This window comes from Ekhidna sp. (assembly GCF_965212185.1).
GTDB lineage: Bacteria > Bacteroidota > Bacteroidia > Cytophagales > Cyclobacteriaceae > Ekhidna.
The window spans coordinates 597,284-617,947 of sequence record NZ_OZ243102.1 but is presented as its reverse complement, the minus strand read 5'-3'; the positions used below and the strand labels follow the sequence as shown (position 1 = coordinate 617,947).

18 protein-coding genes are annotated in these 20,664 nt (G+C 37.3%); 11 read left to right on the top strand and 7 right to left on the bottom strand.

What is annotated here, in order from left to right:
* Window position 1: 1 nt before the first annotated feature.
* From ACOMC3_RS02745 to ACOMC3_RS02725, 5 genes are read right to left on the bottom strand one after another with little or no spacing between them, the layout of a single operon-like run.
* Window positions 2-682 (bottom strand): DNA alkylation repair protein, encoded by a 681-nt coding sequence (locus ACOMC3_RS02745; RefSeq protein ID WP_420317998.1) that lies wholly within the window; start codon window positions 680-682, stop codon window positions 2-4.
* Window positions 683-704: 22 nt separating this feature from the next.
* On the bottom strand, window positions 705-1,556 hold the full coding sequence (locus ACOMC3_RS02740; RefSeq protein WP_420317997.1) for a transglutaminase-like domain-containing protein: 852 nt from the start codon (window positions 1,554-1,556) through the stop codon (window positions 705-707).
* A 13-nt stretch (window positions 1,557-1,569) separates the two neighbouring features.
* Window positions 1,570-3,198, bottom strand: a complete 1,629-nt coding sequence (locus ACOMC3_RS02735; protein ID WP_420317996.1) for an acyl-CoA carboxylase subunit beta — start codon at window positions 3,196-3,198, stop codon at window positions 1,570-1,572.
* A gap of 10 nt (window positions 3,199-3,208) precedes the next feature.
* A complete protein-coding gene (locus ACOMC3_RS02730) occupies window positions 3,209-4,126 on the bottom strand; it encodes an MlaD family protein (RefSeq protein ID WP_420317995.1) in 918 nt (305 codons plus the stop codon).
* A gap of 12 nt (window positions 4,127-4,138) precedes the next feature.
* Window positions 4,139-4,939, bottom strand: coding sequence for an N-acetylmuramoyl-L-alanine amidase family protein (locus ACOMC3_RS02725; protein ID WP_420317994.1), 801 nt, complete (start codon window positions 4,937-4,939; stop codon window positions 4,139-4,141).
* 166 nt (window positions 4,940-5,105) lie between these two features.
* Here ACOMC3_RS02725 and ACOMC3_RS02720 point away from each other — a divergent pair, with 166 nt between their 5' ends.
* The 7 genes from ACOMC3_RS02720 to ACOMC3_RS02690 all read left to right on the top strand — a co-directional run bounded on the left by ACOMC3_RS02720 (window position 5,106) and on the right by ACOMC3_RS02690 (window position 16,261).
* On the top strand, window positions 5,106-7,838 hold the full coding sequence (locus tag ACOMC3_RS02720; RefSeq protein WP_420317993.1) for a putative LPS assembly protein LptD: 2,733 nt from the start codon (window positions 5,106-5,108) through the stop codon (window positions 7,836-7,838).
* A 72-nt stretch (window positions 7,839-7,910) separates the two neighbouring features.
* Window positions 7,911-8,177: a hypothetical protein gene (locus tag ACOMC3_RS02715; RefSeq protein ID WP_420317992.1), complete on the top strand. Its 267-nt coding sequence runs from the start codon at window positions 7,911-7,913 to the stop codon at window positions 8,175-8,177.
* Between the two features lie 164 nt (window positions 8,178-8,341).
* Entirely contained in the window at window positions 8,342-11,374 is a 3,033-nt protein-coding gene (locus ACOMC3_RS02710; protein ID WP_420317991.1) for a SusC/RagA family TonB-linked outer membrane protein, read from the top strand.
* A gap of 12 nt (window positions 11,375-11,386) precedes the next feature.
* On the top strand, window positions 11,387-12,757 hold the full coding sequence (locus ACOMC3_RS02705) for a RagB/SusD family nutrient uptake outer membrane protein (protein WP_420317990.1): 1,371 nt from the start codon (window positions 11,387-11,389) through the stop codon (window positions 12,755-12,757).
* Window positions 12,758-12,820: 63 nt separating this feature from the next.
* Window positions 12,821-15,235: a T9SS type A sorting domain-containing protein gene (locus ACOMC3_RS02700; RefSeq protein WP_420317989.1), complete on the top strand. Its 2,415-nt coding sequence runs from the start codon at window positions 12,821-12,823 to the stop codon at window positions 15,233-15,235.
* Window positions 15,232-15,891: a hypothetical protein gene (locus ACOMC3_RS02695; RefSeq protein ID WP_420317988.1), complete on the top strand. Its 660-nt coding sequence runs from the start codon at window positions 15,232-15,234 to the stop codon at window positions 15,889-15,891. The genes ACOMC3_RS02700 and ACOMC3_RS02695 overlap by 4 nt, the downstream gene beginning before the upstream one ends.
* Complete coding sequence (locus tag ACOMC3_RS02690) at window positions 15,851-16,261, top strand: hypothetical protein (protein WP_420317987.1); 411 nt, start codon at window positions 15,851-15,853, stop codon at window positions 16,259-16,261. Before ACOMC3_RS02695 ends, ACOMC3_RS02690 begins: the two co-directional genes overlap by 41 nt.
* On the opposite strand, the gene ACOMC3_RS02685 is transcribed toward ACOMC3_RS02690, so the two are convergent.
* Together ACOMC3_RS02685 and ACOMC3_RS02680 are read right to left on the bottom strand one after the other, a co-directional pair.
* The gene (locus tag ACOMC3_RS02685) at window positions 16,254-17,018 is read right to left on the bottom strand and encodes a helix-turn-helix domain-containing protein (protein ID WP_420317986.1); all 765 of its coding nucleotides are present in this window, start codon (window positions 17,016-17,018) and stop codon (window positions 16,254-16,256) included. The two genes, ACOMC3_RS02690 and ACOMC3_RS02685, sit on opposite strands and share 8 nt — an antisense overlap.
* 142 nt (window positions 17,019-17,160) lie before the next feature.
* Entirely contained in the window at window positions 17,161-17,610 is a 450-nt protein-coding gene (locus tag ACOMC3_RS02680) for a helix-turn-helix domain-containing protein (RefSeq protein ID WP_420317985.1), read from the bottom strand.
* Window positions 17,611-17,947: 337 nt separating this feature from the next.
* On the opposite strand from ACOMC3_RS02680, the gene ACOMC3_RS02675 reads away from it, so the two are divergent.
* From ACOMC3_RS02675 to ACOMC3_RS02660, 4 genes are all read left to right on the top strand, one after another.
* The gene (locus ACOMC3_RS02675; protein WP_420317984.1) at window positions 17,948-18,091 is read left to right on the top strand and encodes a hypothetical protein; all 144 of its coding nucleotides are present in this window, start codon (window positions 17,948-17,950) and stop codon (window positions 18,089-18,091) included.
* 120 nt (window positions 18,092-18,211) lie between these two features.
* Entirely contained in the window at window positions 18,212-18,799 is a 588-nt protein-coding gene (locus tag ACOMC3_RS02670) for an RNA polymerase sigma factor (RefSeq protein ID WP_420317983.1), read from the top strand.
* Complete coding sequence (locus ACOMC3_RS02665; protein WP_420317982.1) at window positions 18,780-19,487, top strand: hypothetical protein; 708 nt, start codon at window positions 18,780-18,782, stop codon at window positions 19,485-19,487. Before ACOMC3_RS02670 ends, ACOMC3_RS02665 begins: the two co-directional genes overlap by 20 nt.
* Window positions 19,488-19,498: 11 nt before the next feature.
* On the top strand, window positions 19,499-20,635 hold the full coding sequence (locus tag ACOMC3_RS02660) for a hypothetical protein (protein WP_420317981.1): 1,137 nt from the start codon (window positions 19,499-19,501) through the stop codon (window positions 20,633-20,635).
* The last annotated feature ends 29 nt before the right edge of the window (window positions 20,636-20,664 follow it).

Below are 20,664 nucleotides of genomic sequence, written 5' to 3'. Positions count from 1 at the left end.
ATTATTTGTTTAAGCGTTCCTGAATGGACTCACTTTTTAATTCTCGCAAAGCATCAGCAGCAATCCATCTTGCCGCTTTTGAGTCTTGAAGCTTTATACGTTCTGCCGCTTCTATAGCCTGTAAATTAAGATTTGGATTTCGTTTACCGATTTGACGAAGTGCCCAATTCACCGCTTTTTTCACAAAATTTCTATCATCCCAGGATTCTCTTTCTATGATCGGAAAAAATTGGACAATCTTTTCATCTGGTTGCTTAGCACCTTTTAATGTAAGACCTACCATCGTTGCAAACGCCATCCTCTTTTCAAACTCTGGCTCGCGCTTGCTCCATTCATCAATTTTTCTGAAAGCAAATGGTGTTCCTGGTAAGATCTTCATCCCAATTCCATCTACTAAATCCCATGAATAGCAGTCAGATGTCCATTTTTCAGCAATCGATTCTGAAAATTCCTTTGGAATTGCTGTCAGGATAGCCAAATGCTTGCATTCATGAATTGGTTGCTCCCATAGTTCATTGGATAATGATTGATTTTTACCTAATCCTTTGGCGTAAGGCTTAAGAACAGCATTTTTAATCCCAAGAGCTTTGCCTCCTTTGATCCCAAAATATTCCATCTGAGAAACGTATTCTGGATCGGAAAGAGCTTGTAGATCACTCAGGATTTCTTTAATGGTTTTCACCCAACCAATTTAATTTGAATGGTTACAAACTAAAGTATTGATCATCCATTTTCTGGAGAATCAGCTTGATTTCATCGGCTTTGTGGTAGTCACCCAATTTTTCAAAAGACACAATGAGGTTACGAAGTGCTCGAAGGATAATATCAAGATTGGAACATGGGTTATAGAAGATGTCTTGCTTATTTAATTGCAAACTTTCCAGGTAATTATCAATGTCCTCTCGGGTGAATATTAAGCCTCTATTGAAAACATTGATATAAAAAGACTCTTCTCCTACCTGGTAGGTAAGAATGAAAAGATTAGGAAGGTTAACTCCATAAACTGGAAGATTCATTTTTTGAGCCAACATAAGATAAATTGAACACAGGGAAATTGGATTCCCCTTTTTTGTTTCCAATACTGCATTTATCATAGAATTTGCAGGAGAATGGAAATTTTTGGTATTGGCTCGGAATTTAAACGTGTTGAAAAAAACTTCATTAAATACCCTAATCCTATCATATGGATTCATTTCATCTTCCATATGCCTCCACAATTCGTGGTATAATTGCTCAACTGATTCGTTTAATTCTTCCAACTCTATGTCCGGATAGAGGTAAGTCGCTACTATCCACAGACCTTCCAACAAATCATTGGCTCCACTTTCTTTCCAATCAATGAATCGCTCTTTTAGTAATTCAAACTGAAGCTCATGAACCAAATCTTCAATTTTGCCCTGAATGATTGGATTGAATGTACTTTCCCATTCCTGCTCTAATAGCGGAATTATACTCGTTCCAATTGACATTATTTTTTCCTCTACATGAGAGACTACCTCGTGATCTTCATCGTCTAATAGGACAACAAGAGCTTTTATTTCAGATTCTTTGAGCACCTATATAAAGGTATTAAGTTTGAATGACACCTACATTCATACGTTCCTCAATCGGTGCATGATTGGCCATTTCTATTCCTTTTGATATCACATCTCTGGTTTGAATAGGATCAATGATTCCATCAACCCACAACCGAGAGGCTGCATAATACGGGCTGAGTTTTTCTCGGTAAGAATCTTCAATTTTCTTTAATTGAGCCTTTTTTTCTTCCTCAGTGAGTTCTTTCCCTTTTGCTTTGGCTGAGGCTATTTCAATTTGAAGCAAGGTTTTAGCAGCAGACCCGCCACTCATTACGGCAATTTCTGCTGTTGGCCAAGCGTATATCAATCTTGGGTCATAGGCTTTTCCGCACATCGCATAGTTTCCAGCACCGTACGAGCTTCCCATCACTATACTAAACTTTGGTACTACCGAGTTGGAGACCGCATTCACCATCTTCGCTCCGTCTTTAATGATTCCTCCATGTTCTGATCGGGATCCAACCATGAATCCGTTTACATCATGTAGGAAAACCAATGGGATTTTTCTTTGATTGCAGTTCATGATGAATCGAGCTGATTTATCCGCTGAGTCAGAGTAGATGACTCCACCCATTTGCATTTCTCCCTTCTTCGTTTTCACGACTTTGCGCTGATTTGCTACAATGCCGACACTCCATCCATCGATACGCCCGTAACCACAAACTATTGACTTGCCGTACAGTTCTTTGTATTGCTCAAATTCAGAATCATCTACCAAACATTTAATGACGTCAACGGCATCATACTGAATGCCTCTGTTGGCAGGAAACTCTCCATAGATATCATTCAATTTCTTTTTAGGTGGTTTGCTTTTAGACCTATTGAATCCAGCTTTATCGGATTCCCCCACTTTATCAAAAATCTTTTTTATGGCATCTAAGGCTGCTTTGTCATCCTTAAATTTATTGTCTGTAACACCAGAGATTTCACAGTGAGTTGTGGCGCCACCTAAGGTTTCGTTATCAACATCCTCACCAACAGCCGATTTTACCAAATAACTTCCGGCGAGAAAAACAGATCCCGTTCCATCCACAATTAAGGCTTCATCAGCCATGATTGGTAAATATGCCCCTCCTGCAACACAGCTTCCCATAATAGCAGCTATTTGGATAATGCCTTTAGAAGACATTACTGCATTATTTCTAAACTGCCGTCCGAAGTGTTCTTTATCTGGAAATATCTCATCCTGCATCGGCAGAAATACCCCTGCACTATCTACGAGATAGATAATTGGAAGATTATTTTCTATGGATATTTCTTGAGCTCTAAGATTTTTCTTAGCGGTCATTGGGAACCATGCTCCAGCCTTGACAGTGGCATCATTGGCTACAATCATGCATTGTCTCCCAGACACTTTTCCAATTCCCGTGACTACACCAGCAGAGGGACACCCACCTACTTCTTTGTACATGCCATCAGCTGCAAATGCACCAACTTCAAGGAAAGTATTGGGGTCGTCTAACAGATAATCAACACGTTCTCGCGCCGTGAGTTTACCTTTCTTATGATGAGATTCTATCTTTTTCTCACCTCCGCCAAGCATTACTTTTTTTAAGCGTTCGTTAAGCTTATATACCAACTGTTTGTTGGCATCTTCATTTTTGTTGAATTGAATGTCCATGAATTTTCCGCTACTTTCCTTCTTGTGAAACTCCTTTTAGCTTCTTGCTTTTTCTTCCTAATGGAGCCATGAAGTCTTTTGGATAATTGTTGAAATGAATAATTAATTCATCCATGTCAACCAAGAGCTTGTTAAGATTATTGTACACTGAATCATTATTGAGAAGTTTCCCAACAGTCCCTTCATCTGATTGCACTGCCAGTAACAATTTATTGACATGATCCAGTGATTCGTTTATTTTGACCAATGTTTCTGCTAAAGGAACCTGATTTAAAGAATCAATCAGATTTTTAGAACTCACAAGTAAACCCTCTAATTCATCTGATCGCATTTTCAAACTATTCATCAATGAATCGGTAGAGGCAACTACGCGCTCAATTTTCAAATTATTCGCTTTTGCAGTAAGTGAACCGATTGAATATTTCAATGTATCTACGGTTCCTTTAATGTCTGTTTCATTTAATTGGTCTAATAATGCATTTAGTTTTGTGATTGTAGTATTTAGGTTATCTGCAACTGGCTCGAATTGTGACATTAATCCACCATCCATATCTGATGTCAGCGTATCTCCGGGCTGCATAGGATTCTCAGATGTTCCTACATTCAATACAATCGCCTTACCACCAAAAAGTCCATCGTTAGCCAGGGTTGCAGAAGCATCTTCACTTAAAATTAATCCCTCATCAATATCAATAGAAACGACAATGTACCCTTTATTTTGAACCAGTTTAAATCCACTAACTCTTCCGATTGGCAATCCATTAAAATAAACCGGATTGGAGACATTCAATCCGGAAACGTTGGTATATGTAGCATAATATCGATTGGATGGTGAAAACAAATCTGAGCCTCTTAGAAAATTGAAGCCATAGTATAGGAGCGCTCCTGCTACAATAGTGATTACACCAATCTTAAATTCTTTTGACACTGTTTCTATTTTTTAATTCTGAGCATCAAATGCCTCTTTGTATTCTTTGATTGCTCGATAAATTCCGGATGCTATATAAGACTGTACGTCCGGGTTATTTAGTTCCTTTTCTTCGTCGGGATTGGAAAGGTAGCCAATTTCCACTAACACACTTGGCATTGCCGTACTCCATAATACCTGCAAACTTGACTGCTTCACCCCGTAGCTTCTACGTCCAGCCCTTTTGGTTAGTTGATTATCAATCAAACTAGCTAGCAACAAACTATTATCTTGATAGGCCGACTGTGTTAAGTTGAATAAGATATAAGATTCTTCTGATTGAGGATCGAAATCATAGTTTTTCTCATAGTCTTCCTCAAGAAGAATTACAGAGTTTTCACGCTTTGCAACTTCAAGAGCCCTTTCAGTATTTTGAGCTCCCATCACATAAACCTCTGATCCCTTGATCGAGAGCTTGCGAGTTAATGGTGTCTTTTTTGGTAAGGAGTTTGCATGAATCGATACAAAAAGATCAGCATTATGCTCATTGGCAATTTGAGATCGCTTTCTCAACTCAATAAAAGTATCCGTGTTTCGAGTAAATATGACCTCAACATCAGGTACATATTTTTTCACGTATTCCCCAACCTTCAGGGCAACTTCAAGGGCAACATCTTTTTCCTTAGTGTAGGAGCCAAGTGTCCCTGGGTCTTTACCCCCGTGCCCAGCGTCAATCACAATCTTTGTGACAGCAAAATTCTTTTCACCTGCAGGTTGCAATGATGATAACAGAAAAAAACATGTCAATCCTATGGGTAGTACCAGGTTTCTCACGCCCTATATTGTCTAAAATGAAATACTTTTACGCAAAAGTTAGAAAATCAGGCAAAAACAGCAGTTTTCAAATGAATCTATTCTCAAAAAACTTGCCAATTGTGCCATCAAGTAAACATCTCAAAGATAATTTGGTCATTGTTCATTTTCAAAAAAGCGCGAAGGATTGAGGTGTTTAATTGTACTTTTCTGTTTAATTCAAATTTTGAATGTCTCCGGTCAGGAAGTTGATTCACTCTACAATGATACTCCTGATAGCCTAATTCGAACTGATAGCTCAACAAATGAAGTCATTCAATCAACGGATTCAAGCCTTCGTAAGCCAGCATCAAGGCAAAGTGATATTGAAACAACAATCAACTACAATGCTAAAGATTCGCTGTTTTTTAATATAAAAACAAGAGAGCTCTTTTTATATGGAGAGACTCATATTGATTATGGTGAAATCTCGTTGGATGCAGAACGCACCGATGTAAACTGGGATAAAAGGACACTAAAGGCGAGATATATCACTGACTCGACAGGAAAAAAAATTGGCAAGCCAGTATTTAGTGAGCGTCAAGATACTTATGTAACAGATAATATCATATATAACTTCAAGTCGGAGCGTGCGCTGATAAAAGGTGTAATCACCGAGCAGCAGGGTGGGTTCATGCATGGTGAGGATGTGAAAAAAAATGCTGAAGACGAACTTTTTATAAAAGGTGCCGAATACACTACGTGTAATCTGGAAGACCCCCATTTCTCAATCAGATCATCAAAACTCAAAGTGATTCCGAATAATAAAGTTGTTTCTGGCCCCTTTAATATGCGATTTAGGGATGTGCCCACTCCATTATTTTTCCCTTTTGGGATGTTTCCACAACCTAAAGAAAAAGCTTCCGGAATCATTATACCTTCTTATGGAGAGGAGCGGCGCAGAGGATTTTTTTTAAGAGATGGAGGCTACTATTTTGCTATCAGTGATTATGTAGATCTAAGATTAACAGGTGATATCTATTCTAAAGGAGGTAATGCGATAAATGCTACTTCCAATTATTACAAGAGGTACTCTTTTAAGGGTACATTCAATTTTTCATATAATAAATCCGTATCTGATGATCTGGAAAATCCTTTAGAAACAAATGACTATTGGGTAAGGTGGAATCATACCCCTGAATCCAGAGGTAACTCATCCATTTCTGCTTCAGTATCAGCTGGTACCTCCTCCTACAATAACAACAACAACCTTGTCAATCAAGATTTTACCCGAAGTATAAACTCACAGTTTACATCCAATGTGAGCTACCGAAAGACATTTACAGGTACGCCATTTAACATGTCGAGCAACCTTAGGCATAATCAAAACATTCAGACTGGAGTTGTTAATCTTACGCTACCGGATTTCACCTTGAATATGAATCGGATATATCCATTCAAGAATGCTGTCAGCTCTAGTAACTCACCACTAGCTAAACTGAATTTTAGTCACAACTTTGTTGCGAAAAATGAGCTTTCAAACGATCGAGTCAGGGATCCATTTAATTTCAATGTAATAAACCGTGATCCAAGATCAGATTCTGTTATCGCCTTTAATCAAGACAATTTCTCAGAAATTTTAAGGAGATCACAATTTGGCGGAAAACATTCCATCCCCATTTCAACTTCGATGAGTATTCTCAAATACTTCACGCTAAATCCGACATTTAATTATCAGGAATTATGGTATACAAAGGAACTTCAATATGAGTATCTCCCGGGTGAAAACGGGGTTCGAGTAGACACGGTCACTGGATTTAGTAGAGCCGGAAGCTGGATCTCAGGTGCTTCGCTGAACACACGTATTTATGGAACAAAATTTTTTACTGGAGGTAAAATTCAAGCGATCAGACATGTAATGACTCCAAGTCTATCCTTCAACTACAATCCTGATTTCTCGGATACCAAATATGGCGTATATAGTGATGTTCAAATAGATGAAGAAGGAAATACACAACGAGTCAGTAAATATCAAGGATTTGCGTACGGTTCACCTCAAGGGAGAGAGAGCAAAACACTTGGATTTGCACTCTCGAATAATTTAGAAATGAAAGTAGCGAGCAAGAAGGATACTATAACAGGTTCAAAAAAGGTCAAGTTATTTGAGAACTTAGGTTTGAGTTCAGGATACAACCTGGCTGCTGACTCTTTCAAGCTTAGTGATATTAGTGTGAATGCAAGAACCAGTCTCCTAGATGGTCTTATCTCAATCAACTTTACCGGTGGAATTGATCCGTACGAATATCTTTTAATTTCAGAAAGTATCAATACCCAAGGTGAAAGAGTTGTTCAACAAAGAAAGCTTGACAGATTTACATGGAATAATGGAAACGGAATTGGTCGACTTTCCAGGATGACTACAGCAATTGGGTTAAATTTTTCTGGGAAAAAATCTAATAATAGTGGCACTAAAGATTCTCAAGCACCACTGGGCGGCTCTGGTATAATTCCTCCGGATGAGCAGGTTGGGTTTGATGGATTTACGGAATACGAACGTCAACAAGTCGAGCATATTCAAAACAACCCAGAAATGTACGTGGACTTCAATGTCCCTTGGAGCCTGCGCATGCAGTATTCAATTAATAGAAATAAGGTAGGGTTTGCAGAAGCATCTATCAGGCAAAGTTTCCAATTTAATGGCACACTAGGCTTAACTGATAAAACACAAATCACTTTTAACTCAGGTTATGATTTTGAAGCTAAGGACTTTACAACAACCAGAATAGGTGTTTCAAGAGATCTTCATTGCTGGACCATGAATTTTGATTGGGTCCCTTTTGGAAGATATCAATCATATTTTCTTTCCATCCGTGTGAAGTCATCAGTGCTTCAAGATCTCAAACTTGATAAGCGAAGAAGCTTTTTCGATTTCTTCGAATAATCGAAAAATGTAGAAATACAGGCATAAAGTCAGTAAATTAATTGTCCATTTATCAATTAAACCCTAATTGCTATGATTCAACACATTGATTTTACGCCAAAAGTCACAAAAAAAGGAGGCCTATTTAAGTCAGCACAAATAGAAAGTTTTGCTGAAATAATGAAAGAAATGAACGAATGGATAAATTCCTCCACTAATGAAATAATGAATATTGAAACGGTAGTATTGCCCAACATTCATGACTCTGACGAAGAGGGAAGTGAAGATACGATGTTAGGAACCGGACGGGAAAGTTCTTCTCACTGGTATCAAATTATACGGGTATGGTATAAAGCATAGCAACCCAGACCCACTCAATAAAAATATGGTTGTAATGCCTTTGCAACCACTTTAGCCCTTAAATCCCTTATGGTTTAAGGGCTTCTTTTTTACAATTAAATCGACTTTTTCGAAGCTAATCTTACCCGTTTAAAATCATTTTTTTTAACGAACAAATCATGCTTATGAAAAAGTTTTTCTTTTCATTGATTGTGTGCCTTTTTGCAGTGGCTCAGGTCCATGCTCAAAGGACGGTATCCGGAAAGGTCACTGATGATACAGGTGAGGCCCTACCCGGAGTGAATGTAGTGATTAAAGGCACTACTAATGGAACTACTACCGACTTAGATGGTAATTACAGACTACAGGTACAAGATAATACTACCCTAGTCTTCTCATTCGTCGGTTTCGAAACCCAGGAGATAAATATTGGTGGTAGAACAACTATTGATGTTACGATGGGCGGTGTAACCGAACTTCAGGAGGTTGTAGTAACGGGATATGGAGTTCAACGCAAATCCGATTTAACTGGTGCAATTGCTCAGGTATCTGGCGAAGAGCTTGAGGATTTCCCAGTTCCTGGTGTAGATCAGGCATTGCAAGGTAGAGTAGCCGGAGTAAACGTTATCAGTAGTAACGGACAACCTGGTGGTGGAGTGACTGTTAGAATTAGAGGAGCATCTTCTATAAACTCTAACAATCAGCCTCTATATGTAATCGATGGTATGCCAGTTGAGAGTTTTGATACTCAATCTACTAACCAGGGAACTTTTGGTGGTTTTGGTGGACAAACCGGAAACTCTTTAAATCAAATCAATTTTAATGATGTAGCATCAATAGAGGTTCTTAAAGATGCATCTGCGACCGCAATTTATGGATCACGTGCAGCTAATGGGGTTGTTTTGATAACCACAAAGCGAGGTAAACCAGGTCAAGCCAAAGTAAGCGCTACGTATTCGAGTGGATTTACTGAAGTTTTTGATCTTCCTGAACTTCTAAATGCGGAAGAATACGAATTACTTCATCGGGAATCAATAGTGAATGCTGGTGGTACACCTGATGATACTTTCTATGGAACTGATAATACTGATTGGCTTGGTGCAATATTTAGACAAGCACGGATTAGTCAATTTAATGTATCAGCATCAGGAGGAAGTAATGACATGAGTTACTTTACTTCCATTCAGTATGACGATCAGGAAGGCACCTTGGTGGGAACGAATTTCGAACGAGTAACAGCTAGACTAAATCTTGATGCGAATATTTCTGATAAAGTTAAAATCGGCTCTAGTTTGACTTTTGGTAATACCAAAGACAACATCCAGTCAAATGATAACTTTATCATTGGCCCATATTTCAGTGCATTAAGAACACGACCAGATCTTCCAATTTATAATGATGATGGAACTTTTGCTCCAACGAATCAATTTGACAATGCTGTCGCTGCTACAACGTATGAGAATACTTTCAAAAGCAACAGATTCCTGGGGTCTTTCTTTGCACAATATGAAGTAATAGACAACCTAATTTTAAAAGGAACGATCTCAGTCGATAGGGTTGGAACAAATCGTGATTTATATTGGCCAAGCACAACTCTTGGAGGTACTATTTTTGGTAATGTATGGATAGAGAGAGGTTTTGATGAGCAGACTACTTTCAATAATACATATACAGCCAATTATCAGTTTGATATCAACGATGATCATCGATTTAATGTGCTAGCTGGTGCAGAATGGCAACTGGTAAAACAGGATCAATTCTCTACATCAGCAACTGGATTACCCAATGATATTCTTAAGACGCTGAACTCAGCTTCAACTCCTATTAATACTGATGGACTTAAGACTCAGTGGGGCTTACAGTCATACTTTGGTAGAGTGAACTATGGGTTTAATGACAGATATCTGGCAACTCTTACTGTAAGAACCGATGGAAGTTCTCGATTTGGTCAAGACAACCAATTTGGATTCTTCCCTTCGGTTGCATTGGGATGGAATGTGATGAATGAATCATTCTTCTCTGTAGATGCAATCAATAATTTGAAACTTCGTACCAGTTGGGGAATTACTGGTAACCATAGAGTTGGAAATTTTGCATCCAGAGGATTGTTCCAGGGAGGATTCTCTTATGGAGGTGTGGGTGGTACTGCACCGACACAAATTGCAAATCCGTTACTTAAATGGGAAGAAACAGCTCAACTTGATTTTGGTATCGATTTCGGATTATTCCAGTCAAGAATTACTGGATCCATTGATTACTACGTCAAGAAATCTACTGATATCCTATTATTAGCTCCACTTCCAAGGTCTTCTGGTTTCAACAATGTAAACCAGAACATTGGTGAAGTAGAGAATAAAGGATTTGAAATCGAACTTGGAGGAGATGTGATTTACAATGATAATTTCCAATGGAATATTACAGGTAATCTTGCATTTAACAGAAACAAAGTAGTATCTCTAGTAGATGGTAATGATATCCAGGCTGCTGGATTTAATCAAAGTATCGTGAGAGAGGGAGAGCCAATAGGTGCATTCTACGGTTGGCAGGTTGAGGGTATCTTCCAAACTCAGGAGGAGATCGATAATCTGAATGCAGGATCATCAACAGGATTTTATCAGACAGCAGGTACTTCTCCTGGTGACCTAAGATTTCAGGATACCAATGGAGATGGAGTAATTACTGCAGATGATAGGGTAATCACAGGGTCTGCTCAACCAGACTTTATTGGCGGAGTAACAAGTACTACAACTTTTAAAGGATTGAGCCTGACTGCATTCTTCCAATTCTCACAAGGCAATGACATTATAAATCTTGCACATGGTGACTTATGGAGAATGCATAATGCGGATAATTCTGCAAAAGTTCTCTTAGATAGATGGACTCCCTCTAACACAGATGGCAAATTCCCTCGTGTGGTACAAGGAGACCCTAATGACAATGATAGAAACTCAAGCTTCTTTGTAGAAGATGGTTCATATGTGAGGCTCAAAACTTTGAGACTTTCTTATAATCTACCTCAGTCTATTCTATCTGATATGTTCCTATCAAACGTAACATTCTTTGCTCAAGGAACTAATCTATTGACAATTACTGATTACTCCGGAGTTGATCCTGAAGTAAACACTTTCGGTCAAAATAATAGTACTGCTCTAGGTGTGGATAACAATACATACCCTGGTGGCAAGACTTATACGTTTGGTGTAAAAGTTGGATTTTAAATCATAAGAATCATGAAAAATATTTTAATAAAAATTCTTTCAATGTTTGTTGCGATTGGTCTACTGACCTCTTGTGACTTATATGATAACTTGGAAGCAGAGCCGCAACAAAGCTTATCTGATGCTACTGCAATTACCAATGAAACTGATGCTGAAGCTGCCCTTGTTGGGACTTATGCTGCATTAAATCAGGATGGTTATTATGGTAGAATGCAAGTGATTTGGGGACCTACTCAGTTTATCTATTTAGGTTCTACCACGTCAACAACCAGAGCTTCTACATTTGACGCTGAATTAAACAATGTTAATCCAGCAGATAATACCTTGCTAGGGACATGGGATGATATCTATGAGCTTGCAAATAGAGCATCCAATGTAATCGTATCTGTGGAACAAATTGAAGGTGCCTCCTTCGGCGTTGCAGCGAGAAAAAATGAGATCATTGCTGAAGCCAGATTCTTAAGAGCTCTTGCTCACTTTGATGCTCTAAGATTCTATGGTAGATTCTGGGATCTTACAAGTGATCAGGGAATCCCATTAAGACTGGTACCTGGAAACACAAGTAATAAAGATCTACCAAGATCAACTGTAGCAGAAACTTACGCTTCGATTATAGAAGATCTGGACTTTGCAATCGCAAATGGGCCTGCTTTTTCATCTAGTTTCAGAGCTTCTGCAGATGCTGCCAGAGCTTTAAAGGCTAGGGTTGCTCTTTATTCTGAAGATTTTGCTACAGCCATTTCATTAGTGGATGAGGTTGTTCCAAACTTTACTCTAGAGGCCAACTATGCAGATATTTTCACAAATAGACTTAGTTCTTCTGAGTTGATTTTTGGAATGTTCGCTAATGCTACTGTAGAACAGTCAGGCCATGCATTCTTCTTCTTAAGCCAGGCAAGTGGTGGTAGACAAGATTATGGCCCTACTGCTGCATTCTTGAGTCTAGTTAATGGAGATCCGAGAGAGGCTGCAATTGTTAATGCGACTGTTCCGGAGGTAGTAAAATATCCGAACATTAGCACGCAAGATGATCCAACATATATAATCAGATTAGCAGAGCTGCACCTTATCAAAGCAGAAGCTTTGGCAAGACAGTCAGCCACTAATCTACCTCAGGCAATTGCTGAGTTGGCAATTGTTCAGAATAGAGCTGGGGTTGCAAATTCAACTGCGACTACCGTTAATGGATTTTTGGATGATCTTCAAAATGAAAAAGTGATTGAGCTTTCTTTTGAAGGAAGTCATTCATGGTTTGATGCTATCCGATTGGGCAATGCAAGAACATTAAAGTCTACCATTGCTACAGATGATCGGTTATTACTTCCTATTCCACAGAGTGAAATAGATACAAATGCATCATTAGGACAGAATCCTAGTTACTAATTAATATCAATCATCTTATTAAAAAGGGGCAATTATTGCCCCTTTTTTTAACCTTTTGAATGAATGAAATCAATTACTTATCTGCTATTTTTTTTCGTGAATTTTTATGCTCTTGGGCAAACAATTCAATTCCACCCAGGAGAAACTACTATTTGCTATGCTTCTGACATTGTTGAGAATACAAGTGTCCCAAACCAACTGTCAAAAGGAAGAATCAATGCCGAACCAACAGTTGAAATTAATGTTGTGTACAATGGCTTCACAGATGAAGCAAAAAAAGCCTTTCAATATGCTGTTGATATATGGGCTAGAACTATAACTAGTGAAGTTCCCATTCGGATTACTGCTAATTGGTCTCAACTTGGTTCTGGTGTCTTGGGATCAGCGAGCTCCACAAACACTATCAGCAATTTTAAAAATGCTCCAATATCAGATGTGAGGTACCCTATAGCGCTCGCAGAAAAACTTGCACGAAAACAACTTAATCTTACTACGCAATCAGAAATAACATCAAATTTTAATAGTGAAATTGATTGGTACTTTGGTACAGATGCAAACCCACCTTCTGATCAATATGATATGGTTTCTGTGGTTCTTCATGAAATCGGTCATGGATTAGGATTTTCTTCCTCATTTGGTGCAAATGCTCAGGTAGCCGTCTGGGGACTGAGTAATTCCGGACAAACTAATACACCTATTATATATGACCTGTATTTACAAGATGCACTTGGGAATCAAATCATTGATGAATCCGTCTATCCTAATAATTCAGCAGAGTTGTTAGTAGCAGTTAGCAATAACAATGTTGTCTATGGAAGTTCTCTTGCAAAAGATATTAACACTCAATTCCCATCAATTTATGCTCCTAATCCATGGAACGGTGGATCCAGTATTTCACATCTGGATGAATCAGTCTTTCCAGCTGGTAGTTCAAATTCTTTGATGAGTCCTCAGTTTGGTTTAGGTGAAGCCATACATCTTCCTGGTGTAATAACTGAAGCAATATTTGCAGAACTTGGATGGGTACATACATTTCTTTCACATGAAGAGATTCTATTCGCTGAAGAAGAAAATATGCCGGTAACATTTATCCTTGAAATCGCAAGTGACTCGTCCGTATTTTCTGAAAACATTGAATTAATAATATCAGAAGACAATTTCTCCTCGTCCTCTTCATTTAGTCTTAGTCAAACAGCTCAATCAGGACATTACGAAACCTCTATACCTTACGCTGATCTTTCAGATATCACTAGCTATTACTTTAAGTATACAAGCCCCGAAGGAAGGTTTTACTACTCCCCACGAGATAGTAGTTCGAACGCCTATACACTTATCAAAGAAGTTGATGACGAGCAACCCTTCATTACTCATCTTCAAGAGGGGTTCATTTCTAGTGAAGCATTTGGAATAGCATTTAATGTATTAGATAATTTTGGTTTGGATAGTGTTTATCTGGCTTTAAAAACTTCAAATGATGGTCAGATAACATTTCATGGAATTGAATTAAATGATGATACCGAAGATTATGAATTTTTATCCACACGAACAGATTTTGATCTAAATAATGGAGATACTCTCTTCTATCAAATTTATGCTGTAGATAAGTCGATAAATAAGAATACATCTATTTATCCAAGGGAAGGATTTATTATTAGGCCAGCGTTAGATCTGGGAACAGCGTTGGAATACTACGCTTTGAGCTTCGATTCTGAACATGTTTCAGATTCGATTATGTCCAATAATTTCATCCTAGAAACTCCCGAAAACTTCACAACGAAAAACATTAATTCTATACATCCTTATGAAAATGGATCAAAAGGATTTGCATCAATTATATTAAAGCATCCAATAATCTTAACTGCCCAAAGTATACTAAGTCTTGATGAAATCGTACTTCTTGAACCTTCAGAAGGACTTCTTGATAGTGACTATCTTACCATTGAGGGTTCGGTAGATGCTGGTGAAAATTGGATCCAAATAGACGAAAAAGTCAACGCTGAAAAGTTTGAAGGCTGGACAACCAAATTTAATTCAGAATTATCCACTTCTGGATCTTCAGCAGTTGGCGATCCTTCACTTTATAGAACCCGTGAAATTTCGCTTATTTCTCCTGAACTACCCTTTAGAATAAATGATGAGCTAGTAATTAGAATTTCTATGGTTACTAATGAAGAAATAAACGGTTGGGGAATCAATATTGATAACATTATCGCTGGAAAAACCCCAATAACAGGAATCATCAATGACAAACATCTGAATGTATATCCTAACCCTACACATGGTCATATTTATTTAAGCCATCATTCAGAGATAGCTTCCATTTCCATTAAGGATTTAACAGGCAAAATGATCAAAAGGTATCATCCGATACAAATTGAGACCATTGATCTAAGTGAGCTGAATCCTGGTGCGTATCTTGCGATAATCGAACAAAAGGATTCGAATAAAGCAACTGTCATAAAAATTATTAAAAAATGAAAGGGTCATTTTTGTCCTTCATTATATGCTGCACCCTCTCAGCTTTAGCTCAGGGAAAAAAAGGATTTGTAACAACTAATCAATCCACCGAAAACATAGAAGAGGGATTTACAATAAGAACATTTGATACCAGATATGAAGGGGTCGTTGGTCATCCATATTTATTTGAGTCCTTTTTAGATATAATTGTTACTACACATTCTGGAGATCAGGTTTCATTCAATGGAAATTTGAATATCTATGAGAAAGCAATTGTGATGAATAATTCATACAAAATGCTTCCGCTTGAAAGAGTCAAGAATATTGAAGGTGAGGGGAAGATATTTAAAATTTTAAAAGAAAATGATCAATTTTTAATCGTAAGAAATCTTCATCAAGGAGAAGATTTTTCACTTCTAAAATCCTACAATAAAATCTTTAAGGAAGCGCAATATTCAGGAGCATATTCTGCGGGAAAAACCAGAGATCAGTTTAAAGACAACCATCAACTTTTGATTCTAAGGGATAATGCAATGGTTCCTTTCAGATTTAACTACTCTTCTATTGCAGAATTATATGGTGTTCCAAAAAAAACAGTCCGGCAAAAGATCCGAGATAGTTACTTAAATATTCAAATTGAAGAACAATACAGTGCGATACTCCAGCTATTTGAATAAAATTATCATTCTTGTTGTTGTAGCAGTTCTGTCCTTATGTTGTACTAATTCGGCATACATCATTAGTATAAGCGATGGATTATTGTCCAGTCAAATTAAAACTTTGATTCTGAATTCGCCACCAAATAATCAACTTCAAGTGATTGATAAAAAAGGCAATAAATACAAACTATCTGCTGATTATGAACATTTGCATAACCTTCTCGAAAAACATACCTCCGACTCATCAATAATACTCGAAAGACTAGATTATCCTTCCTACATGATTATCAATTCACGAAATGATACAAAAACCCTTATTCAATCAGATTCTGAAATTTATCATCAAATTCAGCACCTCCTAAAAAGTATAGATTTCGAATCTAAATAGTGTATTCACTATTGAAATATTTTTTGGGGCTTGTATCCAGAAAATATTTAAAGTCTTTTATTAAATGTGACTGATCGTAATATCCACACTGATAGGTTAATTCTGTTAAGCTTTGATTAGGGTTTGATACATAGGAATTTATAAAACAGTTTATTTTTTCAATTTTACAAAACTCCTTCGGAGTAAGTCCGATTTCTCTATTGAAATGCTGTTCAAGTTTAGATTTGCTAACATTTAGCGTGTTATAAATTTCTTTCACTGAGACTGTGCCGCATGAATTTTTGATTCTGTCGATGGAATCTATAATTGTAAAGTTGTAGTCGAATAAATCCGTTTTAGCATAAAAAAACTCCCGTATAGCATCACTCGCATCATAAATGTCTGCATCTAAAAACCTGTGCTGTATTGAAGCCATTTTAAATGCAAAAATTCCATTTGAAATCTCTTCCAAATTTTCTGATATCTTCTTTGCATAGATAGGGTTCAGTTTGATCATAAGACAGCTAGTACCTTTATCTATAGTCAACTCTGCACCTCTTCTTCTCGGCTTCATGAAAACACTTTCATTTGCTTCAATGGTAAGAGATCTTACACTTCCCAATGATTTGAATTGAAGGTTCCCATTCAAAGCGAAAAATACTTCGGCTTTATTATTGGGAACTAAAACATAATCCTGATTTATTTCAACTTCATTTATCAGCTGAATTTCATCAACGATAGCTAATTCTTCTTGTAGTCCTAATTCTTGAGTGTACATTTTGGTGATATTTGTTTCATCCAAAACGTATTCACACAGCCCTATACTTACTGATTTTCAGTCACATATGTTAAGAATCGTGATTCTTTATATAAAAAATCATGCTTTTTTACAATCACAAATAAATTGCTTAGGGAAGCTACTATTTGGATTGTTTTGCTGCTCTGAATTGAGTTGGAGACATCCCGGTTACACCTTTAAAGGCATTATAAAACGAAACCTTATTGGAAAATCCGGAATCCTCAGCGATTGCTTCAATTGTGTAGTGGTCAAACTTCCCTCCTGTTAATAACTCTTTTGAGTGCTCAATTCGAAATGAATTTATAAACTTGTTGAAGTTACTATTCCCGAATTTGTTGATTGCGCGTGATAGTTGTCTTTCATTACACGATAATTCTTTAGCTAAATCAGAAAGTTTTAAGTTTTTATTTAGGAAATATTTTTCTGTATTTAATAGGACTATGGTTCTATTAAATATTTCTTTTAATTCCTCCTCCTCTCTTTCTATATCTTCTGGCTGAGACTGATTCGGTCTAAATCTGGTATACCAAATCAAGGCTATTCCCAACAAAGTCAGGCCAATTGCAATCATAATCCAATTCACTTTGAGTCTCAGCTATAAAACAAGTGATAAAGCTAACAACCCCCATTGTCGGGAAAAATCTTCTTTTTTACAGTTAGTTAGTTTCAACCTTTTTTACAATTATCCACTACGCCTCTATTCTATCCTTGTATTCCTCTTCATACTTAACAGAGGGGTACCGTGTTGTAATTCGGCCCCTCTTTTTTATTAATAGTCAATTAGTTTTATAGAATTATTCCAAGAATACCATTAAATAATTCAGAGTTATTTAAAACTTCAGAACCGCAAATATTTTTTTTACGTTAAAAAATGTAGATTTGATAAACAATCAGCTAAACTGTCAACCATGGAAAAGAAAAGAGACAACTGGCTCAATTTCAAGAATATCATCCACTATGCTTTCGACGATATGTGGACAAGCATGTGGAGATTCCTACTGAAAAGGCAAAATAGATTTAATAGACATCATGCTCATCATGAGAATGATTGATAAGAATAAATAAGAATTATCTAAGAAGCTGGCAATTGCCAGCTTTTTTTGTTTTGAATAATTTCACCCTCACGCAACCATTAGCTAAATAGCTGCATCTACCCCATGAAGGTCAAAACCATGCTGCGCATTAATAAGTCACTAACCGAAGAAGAACTACTCGAAGGTTGTCGAAAAGGCAAAGCTTCGGCGCAGCGTGGCATGTATGACCGACTTGCTCCCAAAATGTTGGGGGTTTGCTTCAGATACATAAAAGACCGTGAAGAAGCGGAACATGTCATGATCGGAGGAATTGTGAAAGTATTTGAAAAATTGGATCAGTTTAAAAGCGAAGGAAGTTTTGAAGGGTGGGTTCGAAGAATTATCGTCAATGATTGCCTGATGTATATTCGTAAAAATCGAAATATGTCATTGCAAACAGACATAGAAACCGCTTCTGATAGTCCAAATCTTAGTGTAATGGAAGATTCACTGAGACAGGAAGACTTGTTAAAACTGATAAACGAACTGCCTGTAGGTTACAGGACCGTTTTTAACCTCTATGCAATAGAAGGTTATAGTCATGCTGAGATTGCGAAGCAGTTGGATATAAGTGAAAACACTTCGAAATCACAGTTGAGCAGAGCCAGAAAATGGTTGCAAGCAAAGCTTGCAGAAATTGAAAATGAACTAGAAAATAAAATTACCAATGGATCAACAAAACATTGATCGGTTATTTAGGGAGAAGCTAGACCAAATGGAAGTCACACCTTCCAGCAAGTCCTGGTCTCAAGTCGAAAAACAAATTCGACCTAAGAAAACACCTGTGTTGTATTGGGTGGCAGCTTCTATTTCACTTCTTATAATGTCTTGGTTTGTTTGGTCGGATCGTCCATCCCAAACTGAAACATTTAATCCTATTGCCTCAGAGGTGAATCATCCTCTACCTTCCCGAACACCGGAGTTCATCGTTCCAGTAGTAAAAGCAGAGGACAAAAAGCCAGTGATTAAAAAATCTCCTGAACCAAGAAAAGAATCAACGATTCAGCCACAATTTGCAGAAAACAGTGAAAAAGCGACTAATGAGGACAAATTGGAAGAACTTCCAATTCTGGAAGTAGAATCAAAAACCATGGTTGCAACAGAAGATGTTGAGAAGCCTGAGATCTTAGAAAATGTAAAGGAATCTATTAATAAACCAGAATTCAGAACAGTAAAGATCACTTATATAGCATCTTCCAATAACAATAGTGTTCAAGCAAATACTGAAAAAACAGACTCTACCGGAGTACTTAAAAAGTTTATTGCATTTGCTGAGAAGATAGATCCGGGAGATGTATTGGCTGACATTAAAACAGCTAAAGACAATTTGCTTAACGGTGGATTGAAGAATAAAAAGGACAGAAACTCATTATAAATCGGACGGACATGAAAAATAAATTGAACATAAAGACTAAGATGAAATCATTTATAACCGCATTGATGATAGCTCTTATATTCCCAGCGATGGCATTTGCGGAAACAGATCCAAAACAGGATACTGTGATCATTGAACTAAATAATAACAGCAAAATAGTCATAATCACAAAAAGCAGAGCAGATCTTGCGTCACTTGAAAATTATGATGTAAATCAAATGATCAAGGATCTCAACGCTCAACTGTCAGATAGTGTGGAGTATTTGGAGATCAGTGATGGTAAAGCATATGTCAATGATGATGATGAGGTAGAAATGAAAGATTGGAAAATCAATGATGATGAAGTCAGAATAAAACTAGGAGGCGTGGAAGTAGATGTTGACCCGGATGAAATAGACGATTGGGATGAGAATGACTGGGAAGATCGTAAAAAAGTAACTTATGAAGCTGAAAGAGTTGACAGAACCTCACACCACTTCAACATCGACATTGGACTAAACAATTGGCTAGATGATGGAAATTTTCCAGATATGAATAACGCTCCATATTCAATTAAACCATTCGGTTCGTGGTATGTTGGGTTAAATAGCACAAATAGAACCTGGGTAGGAGGACCAGTATTCCTGGAATGGGGCCTTGGGATCAGCTGGTACAATTGGAAATTACAGGATACTGATTTCATTATTGAAGAAGGATCTGAGAGAATTGAATTCAACCAAGCACCGGCTTCAGTCAATGGACAAAAAAGTAAACTAACAGCATCCTATATCAATGCAACTGTCGTTCCTATGTTTGATTTTTCCAGAGGAAGAAGAAAAATTACCAGCATTGAATCAGGCGGTGTTAAAATCAAGAAATATTCAAGAAAAGGATTCCGGTTTGGTCTTGGCGGATACGCCGGATATCGAATTGGTAGTCACACCAAATATAAATTTAAGGAGAACGGTAGTACTGAAAAAGATAAAGAAACCGACAACTTCTTTCTGGAAAATTTCAGATATGGTCTACGAGCTCAGGTCGGATGGAAAGGCGTGGAACTCTTTGCAAATTACGATCTAAATGAAGTTTTCTCTACTAATAGAGGCCCGCTTAATGCAAACAATCAAAGCGCAAACCTGAATGCGATAAGCTTTGGGATAACTTTATAGGATAAAATCATTAAGAAACAGCAAGCACT